Origin of the sequence: Photobacterium sp. 1_MG-2023, assembly GCF_030547945.1 — a bacterium.
In the GTDB taxonomy this organism is placed as follows: domain Bacteria; phylum Pseudomonadota; class Gammaproteobacteria; order Enterobacterales; family Vibrionaceae; genus Photobacterium.
Genome location: NZ_JAUORR010000036.1, coordinates 10,855 through 33,798, shown reverse-complemented (window position 1 = coordinate 33,798; position 22,944 = coordinate 10,855). Strand labels below are relative to the sequence as shown.

General features: G+C 50.4%; 14 protein-coding genes. 8 read left to right on the top strand and 6 right to left on the bottom strand.

The annotated features are described in order from the left end of the window. Positions 1-399: 399 nt before the first annotated feature. Entirely contained in the window at positions 400-831 is a 432-nt protein-coding gene (gene nsrR, locus Q4579_RS20865) for a nitric oxide-sensing transcriptional repressor NsrR (RefSeq protein WP_211647901.1), read from the bottom strand. 111 nt (positions 832-942) lie between these two features. Between nsrR and hmpA the strand changes: the two genes are divergently transcribed. Then, positions 943-2,115 carry an NO-inducible flavohemoprotein gene (gene hmpA / locus Q4579_RS20860; RefSeq protein ID WP_303566737.1) on the top strand — a complete coding sequence of 391 codons (1,173 nt, stop codon included), beginning with the start codon at positions 943-945 and terminating at the stop codon, positions 2,113-2,115. Between the two features lie 100 nt (positions 2,116-2,215). Here hmpA and guaD read toward each other — a convergent pair whose 3' ends face one another. The 4 genes from guaD to xdhA are packed head-to-tail and all read right to left on the bottom strand — an operon-like array spanning position 2,216 to position 8,360. After that, positions 2,216-3,565 carry a guanine deaminase gene (gene guaD / locus Q4579_RS20855; protein WP_303566736.1) on the bottom strand — a complete coding sequence of 450 codons (1,350 nt, stop codon included), beginning with the start codon at positions 3,563-3,565 and terminating at the stop codon, positions 2,216-2,218. A 25-nt stretch (positions 3,566-3,590) separates the two neighbouring features. Continuing rightward, positions 3,591-4,436 (bottom strand): xanthine dehydrogenase accessory protein XdhC, encoded by an 846-nt coding sequence (gene xdhC / locus Q4579_RS20850; protein ID WP_303566735.1) that lies wholly within the window; start codon positions 4,434-4,436, stop codon positions 3,591-3,593. A gap of 59 nt (positions 4,437-4,495) precedes the next feature. Further along, positions 4,496-6,919, bottom strand: a complete 2,424-nt coding sequence (gene xdhB / locus Q4579_RS20845; protein ID WP_303566734.1) for a xanthine dehydrogenase molybdopterin binding subunit — start codon at positions 6,917-6,919, stop codon at positions 4,496-4,498. Beyond that, positions 6,912-8,360 (bottom strand): xanthine dehydrogenase small subunit, encoded by a 1,449-nt coding sequence (xdhA, locus tag Q4579_RS20840; protein WP_303566733.1) that lies wholly within the window; start codon positions 8,358-8,360, stop codon positions 6,912-6,914. Before xdhA ends, xdhB begins: the two co-directional genes overlap by 8 nt. 918 nt (positions 8,361-9,278) lie before the next feature. Between xdhA and uvrY the strand changes: the two genes are divergently transcribed. The 6 genes from uvrY (at position 9,279) to nspC (ending at position 18,370) form a co-directional block, all read left to right on the top strand. Further along, positions 9,279-9,923 (top strand): UvrY/SirA/GacA family response regulator transcription factor, encoded by a 645-nt coding sequence (uvrY, locus tag Q4579_RS20835; protein ID WP_211647910.1) that lies wholly within the window; start codon positions 9,279-9,281, stop codon positions 9,921-9,923. Next, positions 9,923-11,758 carry an excinuclease ABC subunit UvrC gene (gene uvrC / locus Q4579_RS20830; RefSeq protein ID WP_303566732.1) on the top strand — a complete coding sequence of 612 codons (1,836 nt, stop codon included), beginning with the start codon at positions 9,923-9,925 and terminating at the stop codon, positions 11,756-11,758. Before uvrY ends, uvrC begins: the two co-directional genes overlap by 1 nt. Before the next feature lie 86 nt (positions 11,759-11,844). Continuing rightward, a complete protein-coding gene (pgsA, locus tag Q4579_RS20825) occupies positions 11,845-12,402 on the top strand; it encodes a CDP-diacylglycerol--glycerol-3-phosphate 3-phosphatidyltransferase (protein WP_303566731.1) in 558 nt (185 codons plus the stop codon). 552 nt (positions 12,403-12,954) lie between these two features. Continuing rightward, complete coding sequence (locus Q4579_RS20820; protein ID WP_303566729.1) at positions 12,955-15,840, top strand: pyridoxal phosphate-dependent class III aminotransferase; 2,886 nt, start codon at positions 12,955-12,957, stop codon at positions 15,838-15,840. Positions 15,841-15,909: 69 nt separating this feature from the next. After that, positions 15,910-17,154 carry a carboxynorspermidine synthase gene (locus tag Q4579_RS20815; protein ID WP_303566727.1) on the top strand — a complete coding sequence of 415 codons (1,245 nt, stop codon included), beginning with the start codon at positions 15,910-15,912 and terminating at the stop codon, positions 17,152-17,154. An 82-nt stretch (positions 17,155-17,236) separates the two neighbouring features. Then, entirely contained in the window at positions 17,237-18,370 is a 1,134-nt protein-coding gene (nspC, locus tag Q4579_RS20810; RefSeq protein ID WP_303566726.1) for a carboxynorspermidine decarboxylase, read from the top strand. A gap of 130 nt (positions 18,371-18,500) precedes the next feature. On the opposite strand, the gene Q4579_RS20805 is transcribed toward nspC, so the two are convergent. Continuing rightward, positions 18,501-19,412 carry a LysR family transcriptional regulator gene (locus Q4579_RS20805; protein ID WP_303566725.1) on the bottom strand — a complete coding sequence of 304 codons (912 nt, stop codon included), beginning with the start codon at positions 19,410-19,412 and terminating at the stop codon, positions 18,501-18,503. 102 nt (positions 19,413-19,514) lie between these two features. Between Q4579_RS20805 and Q4579_RS20800 the strand changes: the two genes are divergently transcribed. Continuing rightward, entirely contained in the window at positions 19,515-22,934 is a 3,420-nt protein-coding gene (locus Q4579_RS20800; protein ID WP_303566723.1) for a molybdopterin-dependent oxidoreductase, read from the top strand. Positions 22,935-22,944: the final 10 nt, after the last annotated feature.

Genomic DNA, 22,944 nt, shown 5'->3' with positions numbered 1-22,944 from the left:
AACATGGTTCAGGTCATTCTGTGGCATCGTTCACAGCACTTAGACGAGGCTCCATCGCATCAACGTCACTGGATTCCAGCCTGCGCGGGAATGACGTTATTTAAGAAAGTCACTTGTCTATTTTAATGGTGATTTTTCAGGGTGTTGTCTGTTGTTTTAATAACGAATATTTAGAGTGATATCTGTTTTTTAATATTCTCCTCAGAATCGTAATGCATATTTGATAATAAATCACTACACATCGAAAACACTCAAATTCGTCATTCCCGCGCAGGCGGGAATCCATCAATCACAGAGTTTGAAACACCAGAAGAATTTATTATTCAGATGATTCGGCAACAACAGTGAGTCATGAAAATCAATCAGTATCACGCTTCATCTGATGTTCGAAGGGGGTGTTCAATCCAGCGGCCGCGCCAACAATATCAACAATGCATCATTGTCGGTCAGCATATCGGCAATGGTGCATTCGTCCAGTTCAGCCAGAAAGGCTTCTTTGGCTCTGGCCAGATGGTTTTTCAGACGGCAGGCCGGGGTGATGTGACAGAACTCCGGTGCGCAATTCACGACTTGCAGCGGCTCTAAATCACGAACCACCTGGCCAATCACGATGGTTCCGGCTGGCCTGGCCAGACAGATTCCCCCGTTCTTCCCGCGCACTGTTTTCACATAGCCCAACTGACCCAGTTTATTGACTATTTTCACCATATGGTTTCTGGACACAGCAAAAGTCTCACTGACGTGAGTGATGCTGGTTAATTCCCCGTCTGGCAAGGACCCAAGCAGGATCAGTGCCCGAAGGCCATAGTCGGTAAAGTTGGTCAGTTGCACGGTTTTCCCTCATTTCGTTGAAGGGCATTGTAATTCCTTTATTGACTGAAAGATATATTTCAGATACAACTTTAAAACATGCATTACAGATACATGTTTAAGGGAATCACTATGCTGAGTCAGAACACCATTGAGATCGTGAAATCTACCGCACCGCTGCTGGCCGAAACCGGCCCGAAACTTACCGCGCATTTTTATGACCGGATGTTCACCCATCACCCTGAACTGAAAGATATTTTCAATCTGACCCATCAGGACAGTGGTCGTCAGCGAGAGGCGTTATTTAACGCGGTGTACGGCTATGCAGCCAACATTGATAACCTGGAAGTTTTGCTCCCAGTGGTTGAAAAAATTGCGCAGAAACATGCCAGTTTCAATATCACTGCCGAGCAGTACGCCATTGTTGGCGAGCATTTACTGGGCACAATCGATGAGATGTTTGCACCGGGTCAGGCCGTTTTGGATGCCTGGGCAGAGGCATACGGTGTTCTGGCGAAAGTTTTTACTGACCGGGAAGAAGCGATTTATCAGGCAAGTGAGTCTAAAACCGGCGGCTGGCGCGGATTACGTGAATTTGAACTGGTTGCCAAAACGCGGGAAAGCGAGGGAATTACCAGTTTTGAATTGATGCCCACAGATGACCAGCCTGTTGCGGCGTACCAGCCCGGCCAGTACATCGGTATTTACCTCAAACCCGCACATTTTGAATATCAGGAGATTCGTCAGTACAGCTTGTCAGGCGCACCTCAGCAGAAGACGTATCGGATTTCTGTGAAGCGCGAATCGCAGGGACGTGTGTCGGCTTATCTGCACGATCACCTGAAAGTTGGCGATAAAGTACAGCTTGCGCCACCGTCCGGTGATTTCTTCTTCCGTTCGGATGCCCGAAAACCCGTTGCACTGATTTCTGCGGGTGTCGGTCTGACCCCGGTGCTGTCGATGCTTGAGTCGTTGCAAGAGACCCATCAGGCCCCGGTTCACTGGTTACATGCGGCAGACAACCATCAACATCACGCATTCAAGAAGCATGTGGAATCTTTGACGGCGGCATCAACGCTGATGACTCGTCACGTGTGGTACCGTGAGCCTCAGGGGATTGAAGCTGATTTCGAAGGTTTGATTGATCTGACACAGCTTGAAGGCACGATTGACTGGCAACAAACGGATTTTTATTTCTGTGGTCCGGTTGGGTTCATGCAATTTATTGCCAGACAGCTACAGGAAAAAGGCGTCAGCACGTCGCAAATGCACTATGAGTGTTTCGGGCCGCATCAGGTGTTGTAATTTTCTGCGTTGAGCAGATAAAAAAACGCCCGTCCTCGGCGGTTGAGACGTGAATACCGGGGGACGGGCAAGGATAGACGCATTGTGGAGACGCGAGTTTTTAGCTCGCTTTTTTCTTTGTTACCATTTCTGGTTCGGTTGGCGCTTCGACATCATAGGCTTTTTCGCCGTAGACGAAGGTTTTGCTGACCGTCCGGTCATCACCCAGACTCATCAGCACAAAGAGTTGTTCTTCCAGCGTTTTCGCCTGTTGCATCCGGAAGGACATCAGTGGCGTTGCATGCAGGTCCAGAACCACGAAATCAGCTTCTTTCCCGGGTTCCAGGTTGCCGATTTTATCGTCCAGATACAGTGCTTTCGCACCGCCCAGCGTTGCCAGATACAGCGACTTGAATGGGTGTAGTTTTTGCTGCTGCAACTGCAGCACTTTGTAACCTTCACTCATGGTTTGCAGCAGCGAAAAGCTGGTGCCCGCACCGACATCGGTTCCCATACCGACGCGCACGCCGTGGTGTTCCATTTTCGGCAGGTTAAACAAACCCGAGCCGAGGAACAGGTTTGACGTCGGACAGAACGAAATCGCAGAACCGGATTCTGCCAGACGCTGGCATTCACAGTCAGTCAGATGAATGCCGTGCGCAAATACAGCCCGCTTTTTGAGCAGCTTGTAATGGTCGTAAACATCCAGATAGGTGTCGCGATCCGGGAAGAGCTCCAGCACCCAGTCGATTTCTTTTTTGTTTTCAGAAAGGTGGGTGTGCATGTACACATCCGGGTACTCTTCCAGTAACTGACCCACAGTTGCAAGCTGTTCGTCTGTGCTCGTGGGCGCAAAACGAGGCGTCACGGCATAGAGCAGACGGTCCGTCTTGTGCCATTTTTCGATCAGGGCTTTCGAATCCTGATAACCGGATTCTGGCGTATCGGTCAGATAATCCGGTGCATTGCGGTCCATCAGGACTTTTCCGGCAATCATCCGCAGTTGACGTTTCTGTGCTTCTTCAAAGAAAACGTCGACGGATTCTTTATGCACGGTGCCGAAAACCAGCGCGGTTGTTGTTCCGTTACTTGCCAGTTCATTCAGGAAAATGTTGGCCACCTGACGGGCATACACCGGGTTTTTAAACTTGAGCTCTTCCGGGAAGGTGTAGTTTTCCAGCCAGTCGAGCAATTGTTCGCCGTAAGAGGCGATCATCCCGGTTTGCGGATAATGGATATGAGTATCAATAAATCCGGCCGTGATGAGTTTATGCTGATATTCCGTCACCGCAAGTGAATCGGGCTGGCGAGCCAGAACGGCCTCCGCAGGGCCTAAATCGATGATGTGGCCGTTTTCGACAACCAGAACGCCGTCTTCAAAAAACTCAAAGCTGTTTTCAAGGCCCACTTCATGCGGGTCGTCAATGCTGTGTAAAATCGCGGAGCGATACGCTGTGCGTTGTGTTGTCATTTCAATATCCTTCGTTTTATCGCGATCAGGCGACTTGATGATCGAGGTTGTCATCAGATGCTGTGGCAGCAGCGTCGGCTTCACGTTTATCCGCAATGGGCTCGCCCTGATAATGGGCGATCAGTTCGCCGGCAACCGACACGGCAATTTCAGCCGGGTGCTTGCCTTTCACTGCATCAATCCCTATCGGGCAGACCATCCGACGCACGGTGGCGTCGTCAAAGCCGCGCTGTGACAGTCGATAATCAAACTTCTTCCGCTTGGTCAGCGACCCTATCATGCCAAAATATGCCATATCATTTCTGTTGAGAATTTCTCTCGCCAGCTCAAAATCCAACTGATGATTATGAGTCATGACCAGGTAATAGCTGTTTTTTGGCATATCCCGGATTTCGCCGACCGGATCGTCAGAGACCAGCTTGGTCACACCCAGTGGCAGCTCGGCAGGAAATTCGCTGTCTCTCTGGTCGATCCAGGTCACGCGGAAAGGCAATGTACTGACAATGTGGATCAGGGCTTTGGCAACATGACCGGCACCAAACAACACCAGATGATGCTGTTGCTGCCCGATGGGCTCCAGGCTGAGTGTGGCCATACCGCCGCAACACTGGCCGAGTCTGGCACCCAGGTTGAAGTGCTCCACTCTGGGATGACGATCACCGGTCAGCAGCATTTCACGGGCCATTTTGATGGCTTTGTGCTCCAGATGGCCGCCACCAATGGTGGCAATGATCTCATGCCGGGTCACCAGCATTTTGGTTCCGGCATCCCGTGGAACAGAGCCCCGTTCGGCCAGAACTGTCACCATGACACAAGGTTCTCCCCGTTGATCAAGTTCCGCCAGAGCATGAATCCAGTTGTCTTTAAACATTGCGCTTTCCTCATCAGGCGGGTCAGGGGAGACCCGCCAGTTACTGCTATGCCAGCGGTTTACTGGGTTTTTTCCGGTGTTGCTGTTTTCTCTGGCGCATTTTTTCTGCGACTCAGGAAAGGTTGCGCCTGCGAAGGCTGTACTTCATTGATGGCCCACAGCACACGCTCCGGGGTGGCTGGCGTATCCAGTTTCACCAGTGTCCCCGGTTCTGCGACAGCACGGATGGCGTCTTTAATCGCACTCCAGACGGACATCCCCAGCATGAACGGCGGCTCACCCACAGCTTTCGAGTTGAAGACGGTGTCTTCCGGGTTGCTGCGGTTTTCCAGCAGCTGGGTGCGGAAATCAATCGGCATATCCGCAATGGCCGGAATCTTGTAGCTTGCCGGGCCACTGGTCATCAGGCGACCCTGATCGTTCCAGATCAGTTCCTCTGTGGTCAGCCAGCCAACACCCTGAATGAATCCACCTTCAATCTGGCCGATATCAATGGCCGGGTTCAGGGATGCACCCACATCATGCAGGATGTCTGCGCGCAGGATTTTGTACTCACCGGTAAGCGTATCCAGCACCACTTCCGCACAGGCTGCGCCGTAGGCGTAGTAGTAGAACGGACGGCCACGGGCTTTCTCATGATCGTAGTAAATCTTCGGCGTGCGGTAGAAACCTGTGCTCGACAGTGAGACCTGATTGAAATAGGCCTGTTGGATCAGTTCTTCAAAAGACAGGAAGTTCTCGCGTACCTGAACCATGCCATTTTTGAAGATGACTTCTTCCGGTGTCACTTTGAAATGACTGCAGGCGAAATCGATCAGGCGCTGCTTGATGGTCAGTGCGGCATTCTGCGCCGCTTTACCGTTCAGATCGGCACCGGAGGATGCGGCGGTCGGCGAGGTGTTCGGGACTTTATCCGTATTCGTTGCCGTGATCTGAATCCGGTCAATATCGACCTGAAAGACTTCCGCGACAACCTGCGCCACTTTGGTGTTCAGGCCCTGACCCATTTCGGTCCCGCCGTGGTTCAGGTGGATACTGCCATCGGTATAAATGTGTACCAGTGCACCCGCCTGATTCAGGAAGGTTGCCGTGAAGGAAATCCCGAATTTCACCGGTGTCAGTGCCAGACCTTTCTTCAGAATCGGACTGGTTTTGTTGAACGCTGCGATGGCCTGACGGCGCACTTTGTAGTCACTGCTGGCTTCCAGTTGCTCAGTAATGTCGTGGATGAAATTATCCTCGACGGTCTGGTAGTAGTGGGTGACGTTGCGATCTTCATGGCCGTAGTAGTTTTCTTTACGGACATCCAGCGGATCTTTGCCCAGATACTGTGCGATCTCATCCATGATGTGCTCAATGGTCATCATGCCCTGAGGGCCACCAAAGCCACGGTATGCGGTGTTTGAAGCAATGTTGGTTTTACAGCGATGCCCGGTCACTGTTGCATCCCCCAGATAATACGCGTTATCGGAGTGGAACATTGCCCGGTCAACAATGGAGTTCGACAGGTCAGGAGAGTAACCACAGTTCCCCGACACGGTAATATCAATGCCGTGGATTCGGCCATTGTCATCAAAACCAACTTTGTACTGGTTATAGAACGGGTGGCGTTTACCCGTCATGGTCATATCTTCCATCCTGGGCAGACGCATCTTCGTCGGACGACCGGTCAGACGGGCAATCACAGCGGCCAGACACGCCGGACTGGCAGCCTGCGTTTCTTTCCCGCCGAAACCACCGCCCATGCGGCGCATGTCCACGACGACTTTATGCATCGGCACACCCAGTACTTCGGCAACCAGCTTCTGAACTTCTGTCGGGTTCTGCGTGGAGGTATAGACGATCATCCCGCCGTCTTCAGTCGGCATCACGGAGCTAACCTGAGTTTCCAGGTAGAAATGCTCCTGGCCACCGATGTGCAGATCACCTTCCAGCACATGCTTGGCGGTTGACAGCGCGTTTTCAGAATCGCCCCGTTTGTGCTGGTGACTGCCGGACACGAAATGTTTTTTCGCCAACGCTTCTTCAACATCCAATACGGCTTCCAGTGGTTCGTATTCGATGATGGCCGCCTGAGCGGCTTTGCGCGCGGTTTCCATGTCATCCGCTGCGACGGCAATCACCGGCTGGCCGTAGAATTCTACGATGCCATCAGCCAGCAGTGGATCGCCCGGCAGCACGGGTCCGATGTCCAGTTGTCCCGGGACATCTTTGCTGGTAATCGCGATCGCAACGCCTTCAAACGCGTAACAAGGGCTGACATCCAGCTTGTTGATTTTTGCATGCGCATACGTACTGGTACGGGCATAGACGTGCAGCTGGTTCGGAAATTCCAGCCGGTCGTCAATGTAAATGGCTTCACCGGTCACTTGTTTTGTTGCGCTGTCATGCTTCACGCTTTTACCAACGCCAGTGGTGAGATCCTGCGCGAATTTCGCCACCATTTCATCGTGACTCAATGGATTCTGGTGATGACTAGACATAAGCAGTTACCCTTGTTTCAATTTGGCCGTTGGACTGTTGTTCGAGATAGAAACGGTGCAGCATGTTGGCAGCCGTGAGAGCACGGTATTCTTTGCTGGCACGGAAGTCAGACAATGGCTCAAAGTCTTCCGCCAGCGCTGCCATGGCTTGTTTCACCGTTGCAAGATTCCATGGCTGGCCAACCAGTGCCGCTTCACAGCTGTCGGCACGTTTGGGTACGGCAGCCATCCCGCCAAATGCGATGCGTGCATCGGCAACTTTGCCGTCATCACTCAGGGAGATGTTGAATGCACCACACACCGCCGAGATATCGTCGTCCAGACGTTTCGACAGTTTATAGGCACGGAAATCGCTGCCGATGACTGGCTTAGGCACAATCACTTTTTCAATGAATTCCGAGGGCTGCTGCGCCGTGACTTTATAGCTGATGAAGTAATCTTCCAGCGGCATGGTGCGGCGGTCATTGCCGCGACGAAGCACGATGTGTGCATTCAGTGCAATCAGCAGCGGCGGGCTGTCACCAATCGGGGAGGCGTTTGCAATATTACCGCCCAGCGTGCCCTGATTTCGCACCTGTAGTGATGCAAAGCGATGCAGTAATTCACCGAAATCCGGATAGTACTTTTCAAGTGTGGCATAGCAGTCAGAAATCGGCAGGTTGGCACCAATTTCGATGCTGCTTTCCGTCTCTGTCATGATCTTCATATCACTGATCAGGCCAACGTTAATCAGCTTATCAATCGGACGGTGGAACTGAGTGACTTCCAGAGCCAGATCGGTGCCACCGGCAACCATCCGTGCATCCGGGTGGGTCAGAAGCAGGTTCGCCAATTCTTCTGAGGATGTCGGTGAGAAACCATACTGGCCGTCGTGTTTCAAAGTGGCATTGGACAGATTGATTTTTGACAGTCTGGCAACGGTTTCCTGTTCCAGAGCAGAGAACTGATCCATCAGTTGCGCTTCCTGACTCAGTGACAGAGCAGCATCGACAATCGGGCGGTAGCCCGTACAGCGGCACAGGTTTCCGGCCAGCGCTTCCATGACATCTTCTTTATCGGCAGCCGGTTTATTTTTGCTCAGGGCAAACATCGACATAATAAAGCCCGGCGTACAATAACCGCACTGGGAGCCATGATATTCCACCATGGCCTGCTGAACCGGGTGAAGCTGCTTGTCTTTCGACTGCAGATCTTCAACGGTGATCAACTGCTTCCCATGGAGAGAAGAAACAAAAGTCAGGCAGGAATTGACTGAGCGATATTGCAGCTTGCCATCAACAAGCTCGCCCAGCACAACGGTACATGCACCGCAATCCCCGGAGCCGCAACCTTCCTTGGTGCCTGTTTTATGAACATGGGTACGCAGATAATTCAGTACCGTCATGTTTGGGGAGAGATGTTCTTCTTCCCGAACTTCCTGGTTTAGCAAAAACGTAATCAAGTGACCTCCTCACAGGCTCATGATCTGACCTATGAGTCAATTCTGGATTTACTTGACTCTTTAGTCAACTTTTCATGTTAATGCATTGTGATGACATCAGATGCATGGCAAAAGTAACTTAATACATACCAATCAATGATTTGATTAATTTTTAAACAGTTGTTTATATTTTCCTGTAGTCAATTTGTTTCGAAATGTTGTAAATTAGGTTGCATCGCATTGGATTGATATTGTTGTCATCAATAAAACAGTGAGAACCTCTGTAAATTCTAGTTCTCCTTGGTGGATTGTGTTGTTGTTGTTGAGACGCATCTGAAAGTGATGTTGATTTAAGTTGATGATTTTAAATGGTATTTGTTGCTATCTCTCTTCGCTGAAAAGAATGTGAATACTCTGTGATCTGAAAGGCTTTTTTGATGCGCTCACTCGCAGTATGAAACAAGGACTGAGCTAAACTGAAGAGAGCAGAAAGCAGCTGATTTGCTGGACTCAGGAACGAATGATGCTGACACGTGTTGTTCCTGATTGCTCTGAGGGGTGGGTCATTGATATAAAGAGACTTGTGAAGCGTTTTTTTTACCACACAAAATTAGTGGATAATTCACGACGGAATCATCATTGCCATGAATGATTGATAGCGTGGTGTTTTTCGTTCAGGTGGATTATAACACCGGATAAAACTGAATATTTTTCTGCACTGTTTCTTATGTGACTGTCCGGGTAAAGTTTTGATTGAACAGTTGAAAGTTGTTTTTGTTGCTTGATTTTGAGCGCAATGACACTGATTAAATCTTGTGCCATGACGCATCAACAGTCAGCAATGGCGATTCCAAGTTCAGACAAAATTCGGTACTATCAGCAAAAGTTATCCCGCCAATTCCGGCAGGGTGCAGAGCCAAATCATATCGGAGATACAGCTTGATTAATGTATTCCTTGTAGATGATCACGAACTGGTTCGCACAGGGATCCGACGTCTTTTAGAAGATGTCCGTGGTATTAAAGTGGTAGGGGAAGCCATCAGTGGTGAAGACGCCGTAAAATGGTGTCGAAACGAACATGCCGACATTATCCTGATGGATATGAATATGCCGGGTATTGGCGGTCTGGAAGCGACACGTAAAATTCTCCGGGTGAATCCGGATGTAAAAATTATTGTGTTAACGGTCCATACGGAGAATCCGTTCCCGACCAAAGTGATGCAGGCCGGTGCTTGCGGCTATCTGACCAAAGGCGCTGGCGCTGATGAGATGGTCAACGCGATTCGTACAGTCAACAGCGGTCAGCGCTATATCTCACCGGAAATTGCGCAGCAAATGGCACTGAGCCAGTTTTCTTCGAGTGCAGAAAATCCATTTAAGGATTTATCTGAGCGTGAATTACAGATCATGATGATGATCACCAAAGGGCAAAAAGTGACTGAGATTTCAGAGCAATTGAATCTGAGCCCAAAAACAGTGAACAGTTACCGCTACCGGTTATTTAATAAACTGGACATCAGCGGTGATGTGGAACTGACCCACCTTGCAATTCGTCATGGCATGCTAGACACAGAGACGTTGTAGTGTCCGACACCTTTGATGCAAAAAGTTTTCTGAAATCAGTCACAAATCAGCCTGGCGTATATCGGATGTACGACCAGGCCGGTGAAGTGATTTATGTTGGAAAAGCGAAAGATTTAAAAAAGCGCTTATCAAGCTATTTTCGTGTTCAGGTTTCCAGTGAAAAGACCCGTGCACTGGTCCGCAACATTCAAAAGATTGATGTCACGGTCACGCATACAGAAACAGAAGCCCTGATTCTTGAGCACAATTACATCAAACAATATCTTCCCAAGTACAACGTCTTGTTACGGGATGATAAATCCTACCCTTATATTTTCCTGAGCGGTCAGCATCACCCCAGACTCTCTGTCCACCGGGGGGCTAAGAAACGCAAAGGAGAATATTTTGGCCCTTATCCAGACTCGGGCGCGGTGCGTCAGAGTCTGCATTTACTGCAGAAAATTTTTCCGATTCGCCAGTGTGAAGACTCGGTCTATGCAAATCGCAGCCGTCCCTGCCTCATGTATCAGATTGGCCGTTGCCTCGGACCTTGTGTGAAAGGTCTGGTGAGTGACGATGAATACGCCGAGCAGGTGAATTACGTCCGGTTGTTTTTGCAGGGGAAAGACCAGCAGGTTGTTCATACGCTGGTGGAGAAAATGGAAGCCGCCAGTGCAGCACTGGCTTTCGAAAAAGCTGCCCGCTACCGGGATCAGATTCAGGCATTGCGCCGAGTGCTGGAGCAGCAGTTTGTCAGTCAGGAAAGTGAAGACGATCTGGATGTGATTGGCATTGCGCAGGACAAAGGCATGGCCTGCATCCACGTGCTCTTTATACGTCAGGGTAAAGTGCTCGGCAGCCGCAGTTATTTTCCCCGGATGCCGGCAGAGACCGATGTGACGGAAGTCATCACCAGCTTTATCAGTCAGTTCTATTTTAATCAGGCTGAAGGGCGGGTGATCCCATCGCTGATCTTGCTGGGGGAGTCGCTGGGTGAAGAATCTGACAGTCTGTCGGCAGCGCTGACAGAAGTTGCCGGGCGTAAGGTGACGCTCCGGTCTCAGGTGCGGGGTTACCGCGCCCGCTATCTGAAACTGGCACAGACCAATGCCCAAACCGCACTCATCAGTAAACTGAATCACAAGATGACGGTTCACCAGCGTGTGACAGAATTGCGCGAAACCTTGGGACTGGATTCACTTTCCCGTATGGAATGTTTTGACATTAGCCATACCATGGGGGAAAAGACGGTTGCTTCCTGTGTGGTCTTCAATCAGGAAGGTCCGGTCAAACAGGAATACCGTCGGTTTAACATTACCGGCATCACCGGGGGAGATGACTATGCGGCGATGGGGCAGGTACTGCACCGTCGTTACAGCAAACAGCTGGATCCGGATAAAATCCCCGACATTATTTTTATCGACGGCGGCAAAGGACAGTTGTCACGTGCGCATGAGGTTGTCAGCCCGCTCACGTCAGACTGGCCAAAAAGACCGTTGCTGGTGGGGGTTGCCAAAGGCACAACCCGTAAACCGGGACTGGAAACCTTGTTACTGGTTTCTGGTGAAGAATTTTCATTGCCGAGCGATTCGCCTGCATTGCATTTGATTCAGCATATCCGAGATGAGAGCCATGACCACGCAATCAGCGGTCACCGGGCGCAACGCGGTAAAGTACGGAAGCAAAGTACGCTGGAGGGCATTGAGGGGATTGGTCCGAAGCGCCGGCAGGCACTGTTGAAATACATGGGGGGATTGCAGGAGCTGAAACGCGCCAGCAAGGAAGAAATTGAAAAAGTGCCGGGTATTAGCCGATCTCTGGCCGAAAAGATATATGACGCATTGCAACACGGCTAGCTTTGCGGCACCCTAAGGGACTGCCTTTCAACGTGTGGATTTCGGCGACAGGCAGTCACAATACGTCAAACATAAGAACGAACAATATGCGCTTAACAATTCCGAATATTCTGAGCTTCGTCAGGCTGGTGCTCATCCCATTTTTCGTGATTACCTTTTATTTGCCCTACGCTTGGTCACCCTTCGCGACTGCACTTATTTTCACCATTGCCGGGATTACGGATTGGTTCGACGGTTATCTTGCCCGCAAACTGAATCAGGCTTCAAGATTTGGGGCATTCATTGACCCGGTGGCAGACAAGGTGATGGTCGCTGCAGCCTTAGTGCTGGTGACTGAACATTATCACTCGGTGTGGGTGACCATTCCTGCAATGACCATGATTGGCCGGGAAATCATTATCTCTGCCCTCAGAGAATGGATGGCAGAGCTGGGTAAGCGTTCCAGCATTGCGGTGTCCTGGGTTGGCAAAGTGAAAACAGCGTCTCAGATGTTTGCCCTGGTGATGTTGCTCTGGCACCCGAATGAGCTGCTTGAGACCATCGGATTTATTTCACTGTACATTGCAACGATTTTGACTTACTGGTCAATGTATCTGTACCTGAAAGCCGCCAAAGGTGATTTACTTCATCCGGATAACATGTGACAGAACAATACGCTACCCGATTAATAAAAGCGGCTTTGGCCGCTTTTGTTTTTTCTGAAATTGCCACATGAGAATGAATTTTTTTACTCAATCACAAATTCTGCTTGGCAATGAAAAGCCCGGTATGTTATTTTTCGCGCAATCTCAGGGGGCAACATATCTGAGACTCATCCGTCATCATGAATTCAGGCTGATTGCATGTTGACGATCCGTAGGTACTGCGGCGATTGGCGCTGTCAGTAGAAGGGCATTAATCATGCATTCTTGCGACGTGGAAGCAAGAGCATCATTGAAGGAACCCAACTGTGAATATTTTAACGTCTCTTACCCAAATCAGCTTTGTCTTACCCAATTGCAGTATTATTACTGAGCCTTGATCGTCCGATCACTATGTCTTCAGCCGACAGTTTATCGAGTACAGTGATGTGAATCGCTGGCGGGATTAGTTGTGTGCTGAGTCGCGCGTTTCCGGTAAGCCTTTGACTTATCAATGTCTTTTATACTCAAAAGTACCACCGCTGGTGGGCTTCACTATTTTTGGATTATATACCAATGAGTAATGTGTTTGATTTAGACGATGTCAAGCATGCGTCCAATGTTCCTGTTGTTCATGACCTTTATGACCTGACCCCGGATGAGCTGTTGCTCAGTCAGGAGCACTATGAGTCGGAAGTGCGTTCATATCCGCGTCGTTTGCCTCTGGCAATCAAAAAAGCATCAGGTGTATTGGTCGAAGACACTCGCGGCCAGGTTTTTCTGGACTGCTTGGCCGGTGCTGGAACGTTGGCGCTGGGTTATAACCACCCTGAGATTAATCAGGCGATCATCGATCAGCTGAATGCGGGTCTGCCGTATCAGACGCTGGATATGACGACGCCTGTCAAAGACAAGTTTATCCGTGAAGTGATGAACTTCCTGCCGGATGAGTTTGCTGCCAATGCACGCATTCAGTTCTGTGGCCCATCGGGTGCAGATGCCGTAGAAGCGGCGATTAAGCTGGCGAAGCAAACCACGGGCCGAAATGTGATGATGGCTTTCCATGGTGCGTATCATGGGATGACCAACGGCACCATGGCAATGATGGGTAACCTGAACACCAAGGCTCGTCGTCAGGGCCTGATGGCCGACGTGCATTTCATGCCATTCCCTTACAGCCTGCGCTGCCCGTTTGGTATGGGTGGAGACGAGGGTGCGAAGCAAACCCTGCGTTATCTTGAGCGTATGCTGAACGACGACGAGAGCGGCGTTCAAAAGCCTGCGGCCATTATTGTTGAGCCGATTCAGGGCGAAGGCGGCGTGATCCCGGCACCGGCATTCTGGCTGCGTGAACTGCGCCGGATCACCAAAGAACATGGCATCCTGCTGATTTTCGATGAAATTCAGTGTGGTATCGGTAAAACCGGTTTCAACTTCGCCTTTGAAGAGGCGGGCATTCACCCGGATATTCTGTGCCTGTCAAAAGCCGTTGGTGGTGGTCTGCCCATGTCGATTCTGATTTTCGACAAGTCTGTAGACAGCTGGCGTCCGGGCGAGCACACCGGTACATTCCGCGGCAACCAGCTGGCGATGGCTACAGGTGCAAAAGCACTGGAAATCATCCGTCGTGACAATCTGGTTGAGCACGCACGTGTTGCGGGTCAGTACCTGCGTGAAGGTCTGGAGCGTATCGCAACTTATGTTGACTGCATTGGCGAAATTCGTGGTAAAGGCCTGATGCTGGGCGTCGAGATCGTCAAAGGCGGCAAAAAGAATAAATTTGGCGAGCCGGAAGCGGATCCGCAACTGACGATGCAAATTCAGCGTGCTGCGCTGGAGCGCGGTCTGATCATTGAAAAAGGGGGCCGTCAGGGGTCTGTCCTGCGCTTCCTGCCACCGTTGATCATCAGTTTTGAACAGATTGATTTCGCGCTGGATGCACTGAGTAAAGCCATGATCGCAACAGCGGGACCGGCCAAAGTGGTTGAAAAGCCTGCCGTGACCGATGCTGACCAATGGCGTTCGTTCTTCATCCAGACGGGCGAAGGCGGTGCTGATCAGTTTGAAGCTGCGCTGAATCAAACAACCAGAGTGCTGAAGCAAGTCTTCGAAGGCACGACGGCACCTTACTCGGGGATGGCGCCTCAGGTCCTGAAAAACCTGATTAACAATCTGGAACTGACTGATCAGCAGCAACCGCTGGAAGCTGTGATTGATCAGGCGGGTGAGCTGATTGCCAAAAACTCCATCATGGTTCAGCACCCGAACTGTATTGCGCACCTGCACACGCCACCGCTGGTTCCGGCTGTGGCTGCGGAAGCATTTATTGCAGCCCTGAACCAGTCGATGGATTCCTGGGATCAGGCAACCGCAGCAACTTTCGTTGAGCAGAAAGTGATTGACTGGCTGTGCGGCGTTTACGGCTACAGTCAGGAAGCGGATGGTGTCTTCACCAGCGGCGGTACGCAGAGCAACCTGATGGGTCTTCTGCTGGCGCGCGACTGGTTCGCAGACAACCAATCTGGTCACAACATCCAGAAACAAGGTCTGCCTGAGTACGCGGGTAAGATGCGTATTCTGTGCTCGAAGAAGTCTCACTTCACGGTTCAGAAATCCGCGTCCCTGATGGGACTGGGTGAACATGCCGTCGAGACCGTGGAGACACATCCGGACGGCACCATCAAGCTGGCATCTCTGGTGATGCGGATTGATGAGCTCAAGCGTGATGGCCTGATGCCATTTGCTGTGGTCGGGACTGCGGGCACAACGGATCACGGTGCAATTGATGATCTGGACGGTCTGGCGGATATCGCAGCACAGCACAACATGTGGCTGCATGTGGATGGTGCTTACGGCGGTGCGCTGATTCTGAGCCGTCACAAAACACGCCTGCACGGCATTGAGCGTGCGGATTCGATCAGTGTGGACTTCCACAAGCTGTTCTATCAACCAATCAGCTGTGGTGCCGTGATCATCAAAGATAAGAGCAAGTTCAAGTACCTGCTGCATCATGCAGACTACCTGAACCGCGAAGACGACGTTGTGCCAAACCTGGTCGACAAGTCTATTGCGACCACCAAGCGTTTTGACGCACTGAAAGTGCTGATGACCATGCAGGCTGTTGGGACGCAGGCGCTGGGCGCGATGTATGATCATCTGCTGGGACAGACACAACAGGTGGCTGATCTGATCAACCAGTCTGAAGCGTTTGAACTGCTGGCTGATCCGGCGCTGTCGACTGTACTCTTCCGCTTTGTCGGCGCAGAAGGTGCTGATCTGGACAAACTGAACAAAAAACTGCGCTTCGAAGCTTTAGTGAGAGGTGTGGCAGTTCTGGGTGAAACCGTGGTTGACGGTAAGAGTGCCCTGAAGTTTACGATTCTCAACCCATGCCTGACCATGGCAGACTTTGAGAATCTGTTGAATGATGTTAACCAGCTTGCTTGTTCACTGGTTGACTGATACACGTGGCTTGCCTCAGTGGGGCTGGGGCAAGCCAATGATATATCTGAAGAAGACGGAATTATTAGTATGGCAATTTTACAAATCGGTGCTGGGGGTGTGGGCTGGGTAATTGCCCATAAAGCTGCTCAAAACAATGATGTGTTAGGTGATATCACTATCGCTTCGCGTACTGTGAACAAGTGCGAACAGATCATTGAATCCATCAAGGGTCGCAACAACCTGAAAGATCCGAGCAAGAAGCTTGAAGCACGTGCTGTGGATGCAGATGATGTCGATGCCCTGGTGGCACTGATCAAAGAGGTTCAGCCTGATCTCGTCATTAACGCTGGTCCTCCTTGGGTGAACGTTGCAATTATGGAAGCCTGTTCTCAGGCAAAAGTGTCCTATCTGGATACTTCCGTAGCGGTAGACCTGTGCAGCGAAGGCCAACAGGTGCCAGAAGCCTATGACCCTCAGTGGGCTTTCCGCGAGAAATTTAAAGAAGCGGGCATTACCGGAATTCTGGGTGCCGGTTTCGATCCGGGTGTGGTCAGTGTTTTTGCTGCTTATGCAGTGAAGCACCTGTTCGATGAAATTGACAGCATCGATGTGATGGATGTCAACGCAGGTGACCACGGTAAGAAATTTGCGACCAACTTCGATCCTGAAACCAATATGCTGGAAATTCAGGGCGATTCTTTCTACTGGGAAGACGGTGAGTGGAAGCAGGTGGCTTGTCACACCCGAATGATGGAATTTGACTTCCCGTTGGTGGGCAGCCACAAAGTTTACTCCATGGCGCACGACGAAGTGCGTTCGATGAAAGAGTTCATTCCGGCAAAACGAATTGAATTCTGGATGGGCTTTGGTGACCGTTACCTGAACTATTTCAACTGCATGCGTGATATCGGCCTGCTGAGCCCGGATCCGGTCACACTGGGTGACGGTACCGTGGTTGAGCCCCTGAAAGTGCTGAAAGCACTGCTGCCTGATCCAACCACGCTGGCACCGGGTTACACCGGCAAAACCTGCATCGGTACCTGGGTTCAGGGCACTAAGTCAGGCGAACCACGCAGTGTGTTCATTTATAACAATGCCGATCACGAAGTGGCTTACAAAGATGTTGAGCATCAGGCGATTGCTTACACCACAGGTGTGCCAGCCATCACTGCGGCACTGCAGTATTTCCGCGGCGAGTGGGCGGATGCTGGTGTCTTCAATATGGAGCAGCTGAACCCGGACCCATTCCTGGAGACGATGCCGAAGATTGGTTTGGACTGGCATGTTCAGGAGCTGGATCCCCGTCAGCCACACATCAATATTCTGAAATAATCACGGTTGTGAATTTCATTGAAACGTAACTCAGCCGGTGTCGGAAACGACATCGGCTTCTTTGAATGGAAGTGAAGCAAAAATGCAGCATCCAGAATTAAAAACACCATATTTCATGATTGATGAGACCAAACTGATCCGCAATCTTGAAATCGCAAAGAAACTGAAAGAATTGTCTGGCGTGAAGCTGGTTCTGGCTCTGAAATGTTTTTCAACCTGGGGCGTGTTTGACATCATCAAGCCGTACCTGGACGGCACCACCAGTAGCGGCCCGTTTGAAGTGAAACTGGGTTACGACACTTTTGGTGGTGAAACGCATGCTTACAGCGTGGGTTACAGCGAAGATGACGTGAAAGAAGTCGCGGACATCTGCGACAAAATGATTTTCAACTCGCAGAACCAATTGGCAGCTTATCGTCATCTGGTAGAAGGCAAAGCAGAGATCGGCCTGCGCCTGAACCCGGGTGTGAGCTATGCTGGCCAGGATCTGGCGGATCCGGCGCGCCAGTTCTCGCGTCTGGGCGTTCAGCTGAATCACATCAATGCTGAGGTTTTTCAGAACCTTGATGGGGTGATGTTCCACATGAACTGCGAAAACAAAGACGTCGATGCCTTTATTCGTCTGCTGGATTCTATTTCTGAGCAGTTCGGCCCTTATCTCGACCAACTGAAATGGGTGAGTCTGGGAGGCGGTGTCTTCTTTACCTGGCCGGGGTACGATGTTGAGAAGCTGGCCGCGGCGCTGAAAGCATTCTCTGAAAAGCACAATGTTCAGCTTTATCTGGAGCCGGGCGAAGCCATTATTACGCAAACCACCGATCTGGTGGTGACTGTGGTCGATATCGTTGAAAATGAACTGAAAACAGCCATTGTCGACAGTGCAACTGAAGCGCATCGTCTGGATACGCTGATCTATAACGAACCGGCATCGATTCGTGGCGCGAGCGAGCAGGGCGATCACCGCTATGTAATTGGCAGCTGTTCTTGTCTGGCAGGCGACCAGTTCTGTGTCACGCAGTTCGATCAACCGCTGGAAATTGGTCAGCGCCTGCACATTATGGACAGCGCCGGCTATACCATGGTGAAACTGAACTGGTTCAATGGCCTGAGAATGCCGTCGATTTACTGCCAGCGTGCAAACGGCGATATTCAGAAGCTCAATGAGTTTGACTATGAAGACTTCAAACGCTCATTGTCTCAGTGGTCAGTTGAGTGATTGATTCTCATCGGTTTGAGATTGGCGTGTAATCCCGGAGCGGGAGAGGACTTTCCCGCTTTCTTCTACCCTCTTTACATTCGATTCCAACAGTAAATCATCAATGATCTTGCATTGATTGCGGGTGGCATCAGACATCATCCCCAATCTTTTTTCGGATGAACTCAATCACTGGCTTGATTCGCTCCGAGTGGCTTTTGTCATGGCGCCAAACACAGCCGACGTCCATGGTGGGCAGTTTTTCTTTTAACGACCGACGTATGATTCTGCGCCCTTCTAAAGACAGTTGCCGGTAAACGAAATCAGAGAGAATCGTGACACCTTGGCCCATCGCAACCAGGCTTCGCACGGCTTCTAAAGACCGGCTTTTGAAGCGAGGATTAGGCAGTAATCCTTCAGAGCCCCAGTATTGATTGACTGTCTCGATATGTTCATCCATATCCAGCAGAATAAAATCTGCCGTCGCTACATCGGCCAGGCTGATGGTGTCCGGGTATTGCATCGGATGATTGATATCCATCCATAGCTGGCGTTCAGAACGCAGCATTGTTTCATAGGTTAACTCCGCTTGAGCGTCTGTATTCGAGACCAAAATGATCCCCAGTTCGAGATCACCCTGCCTCACAGCTTTTTCAATGGCAGCTCTACCGAACTCGTAAAATTCAAAAATCTGATTTGGAAATTGCCGCTCTAAAACCGATTTTAGGCTTGGGAGCAGGTATGCTGAAATCGTTTCAGTGATGCCAATACGCATCCAACCGGAGAGTGAAGAAGGCGGACGTTGGAACGCATCTATTGCATCATCAATATCAAGCAAAATACGTCGTGCTTTCAGAACAAATGCATCACCTGCTTCCGTCAGACGAATCCCTCTTGCATGTCTGAGAAACAGGTTGGAGCCAAGCGCATGTTCCAGTTTTCTTAATGCAATCGTCATGGATGACTGTGAGACATTGCATCGTTGGGCTGCACGCGACACCTGGCCGGTATCCGCTAGCGCCACTAAATATTCCAATTGGCGGAGTGATACATGCTTTGCCATATCTATTTTCTCAATATTGCTTGTTAAAAAATATATATTAGCAATGGATATGGTGCCAGAGTAACTTGGAATCAGTGATTCATTTCAGAGGTTCCAAATTGTATGACGGTTGAATTGAAGCGAGGCTACTGCACGTTATGTCGCTCTCGGTGTGGGACGATTCATCATGTGCGCAACGATCATTTAGTGAAAGTGGCGCATGATCCGTCGCACCCGACAGGAGGCGCGATGTGTATGAAAGGGCGCTCGGCGCCTGAACTGGTTGATCACCCTGACCGTATACGCTATCCAATGAAGCGAACCCAGCCTAAGACTGCGAAAGAGCCGGGTTGGGTCAGAATTTCCTGGGAAGAAGCGCTCAATACAATCGCTTTGAAATTAAACCAGATCAAGCAGGAAAATGGCGCAGAAGCTGTCGCATTTGGAGTGACGACACCAAGCGGTACGCCGATCTCCGATAGTATCGACTGGATTGAACGTTTTATCAGGCGATTTGGCAGCCCGAATATCAGTTATGGAACTGAAGTTTGCAATTGGCATAAAGATTACGCGCATGCGCTGACATTTGGTTGTGGCATGCCCACGGCTGATTATCGTCATGCTGACTTGATCATGCTGTGGGGGCATAATCCAACCAATACTTGGTTGAGCCAGGCAAATGCGATCGCAGAAGGGCGGAAACGCGGTGCAAAGTTACTGGTCATCGATCCTAGAAAAACACCACTTGCAGCCAGTGCCGATGTTTGGTTGCAGGTCCTGCCCGGTACGGATGCAGCCGTCGCAATGGGGCTCATCCGCTTACTCATTCAGAACTCTGCTTACGATTTGGCGTTTACGCAGTGCTGGACAAATGCGACTTTCCTGGTCCGTAGTGATAATGGTCAACTACTCAGGGCGAATGAGTGCGAGGCGTTGCCGGGAGCACCGACTGGCGCATATGTCGGCTGGAACCAGCAAACTCATTCCCCTGAAGTTTGCCAGACACAACAAGAAATCAAACCAGCTGAAGCTGGAGACTTGGCATTGGATGGCAGCTATCTGGTGCGCTTGGCTGATGGCCATCTGATTGAATGCGAACCTGTATTTTCCCGGCTGAAGCAGGCATGTTCGGCATATACGCCAGCACAAGTTGAAAAAATCTCGGGCGTGAAAGCGCATGATTTATTGCAGGCCGCTCAATTACTGGCCACGAATCAGCGTATTGCCTATCACGCCTGGACAGGCATCGCACAACAGAAAAATGCGACACAAGCTGAACGTGCAATTGCAATTTTATACGCGCTGACTGGTAGTTTTGATCAGGCGGGAGGGAATCGGCAGTACAGACAGCCGCCAATTTGTCGTATGGATGGGCAGGCGTTTCTTTCAGAAGCACAGAAGAAAAAAGCTTTAGGTTATGCAGAGCGTCCACTGGGGCCTGCCGCACAAGGATGGGTCAATGCACGGGATCTGTACCACGCCATGATTGAAGCCCAACCGTATGCAATCCGGGCATTTTTTGGGTTTGGTAGCAATAGTTTGCTCAGTCAGGCTGATGTTTCACTCGGCGTGGCGGCATTGCAACAGCTTGAGTTCCATGTTCATTGCGATCTGTTCGAGACACCGACGGCCCAGTTTGCTGATATTTTGTTACCCATTAACACGCCTTGGGAGCGAGAAGGGCTCAGGGTTGGTTTCGAAATTAACGCGGATGCCGTAAGCCATATTCAGTTGCGTGAGCAGATGGTCTCTTCCCGGAACGAGTCTAAATCAGATGCAGATATTGTTTTTGCACTCGCTTGTAAAATGGGGATGGCAGATGAATTTTTCCAGGGTGATTTAGAAGCAGGCTGGAATGCCATGCTCGCTCCTCTGGGAATCAGTGTTGCTGATCTCCGGCGAAACCCGGGGGGAATTTCATATCCTTTAACCCAAAGAACGGAACAATACAGACAAACCTTTCAGGGTAAAATCCGTGGGTTTAATACCCCCAGCCAGCGTGTTGAACTCTATTCAGAAACGCTGTTAAACGCGGGCTATTCTCCTGTACCTGAAATGCAACATAATGCATTTTCTGCTGCTTTCCCACTCCGACTGACCTCTGTAAAAAGTGGCTATTTTTGTCATAGTCAGCACCGCTCTCTGGCCAGCTTACGAAAACGCTCACCTCTGCCCATGGCCATGATTAGCGATCACCTGGCTCAGCAAAAAGGCATTGTCGATGGTGATTGGATCATGATTTCAACTTCCGAAGGCCAAGCTCACTTTTGTGTATCAATTGATCCAGATTTGGATTCAACGGTTGTCGTTGCAGAGTTTGGCTGGTGGCAGGCATGCCCTGACATTGGGCGTGAGGCATTCCCATTTCAGGGGGATAATCACAGCAATTTTAATCAGCTGATTAGTGCTCGACATGCGGACCCTGTCAGTGGCTCGGTTCCGATGCGTGACTTTGCATGTCAGGTCTCGCTGTCTCCTCGGCAGGATGTTAATCGACGCTCATGGCATGGCAAAATTGCGTTTCAGGTGCGACGAAAAAGACGGATTGCTCAGGGCGTGGTGGCACTTGAATTAGAAGCTGAAACGCCGCGCCTGTTACCCGATTTTTTACCGGGCCAACATATCACCTTGAGCCTTGTTCAAAATGAAGATCAGCAAACGCCACTGACGCGTTCATATTCATTAACGGGTGCATGCCAAATTTCAGAGCGACGCACTTATCAAATTGCGGTCCGGCTCCAAACCAGTGTGAATGGTGTCGGGCAGATGTCTGATTATATTCATCATCAGCTCGAAGAAGGCCAGCGGATTGATGTGAGCGCTCCGGCCGGTAAATTTGTGTTGCCCAGGGAATCGGTTCTGCCTGTAGTGCTCTTCGCTGGTGGCATTGGCATCACACCGTTTCTCAGTTTTCTGGAATCCATTGATGATGCCAGTGCCATGCCTGAAATCTGGTTGCATTATGCCAACCGAAACAGCGCAACCCATGCTTTTGCTGCAAGGCTGAAGACACTGTCAGGCAGACTTCCGAACTTACACATTGTGAATTACTACAATGAGCCCTTGGCGAGTGATACTCAGGGCAGGGACTTTGATACCACTGATTTCGTTTCTGGCCATGTGGTTACAGATGATTTAATTCGACGTCGGGCGCGATTTTATCTGTGTGGACCAGAAGCCATGATGCAGTCAATCACACAGCAGCTGATAGCGCGCGATGTACCGGCGTTCGATATTTTCAGTGAAGTATTTCGTTCTCCAGTTGTGCCTTCGCCCCCCGCCAACCAGCAGTTCAGAGTCACTTTTTCGAAGTCTGCGCAGCGAGAACATATCTGGACTTCCGATTCAGGTACGTTGCTGGAATTTGCAGAAAACCAGCAAATTAAGATGAATAGTGGATGTCGTGTTGGGCAATGCGAAAGTTGTGCGGTTCGTATTGTGTCCGGTGAAGTGATGCATTTGCACGGACAGGAACCTGAAGATCCTCAAACCTGTTTTACTTGTCAGGCCATTCCGGTCAGTGATTTGGAACTTGATGTATAAGGAAATGAGT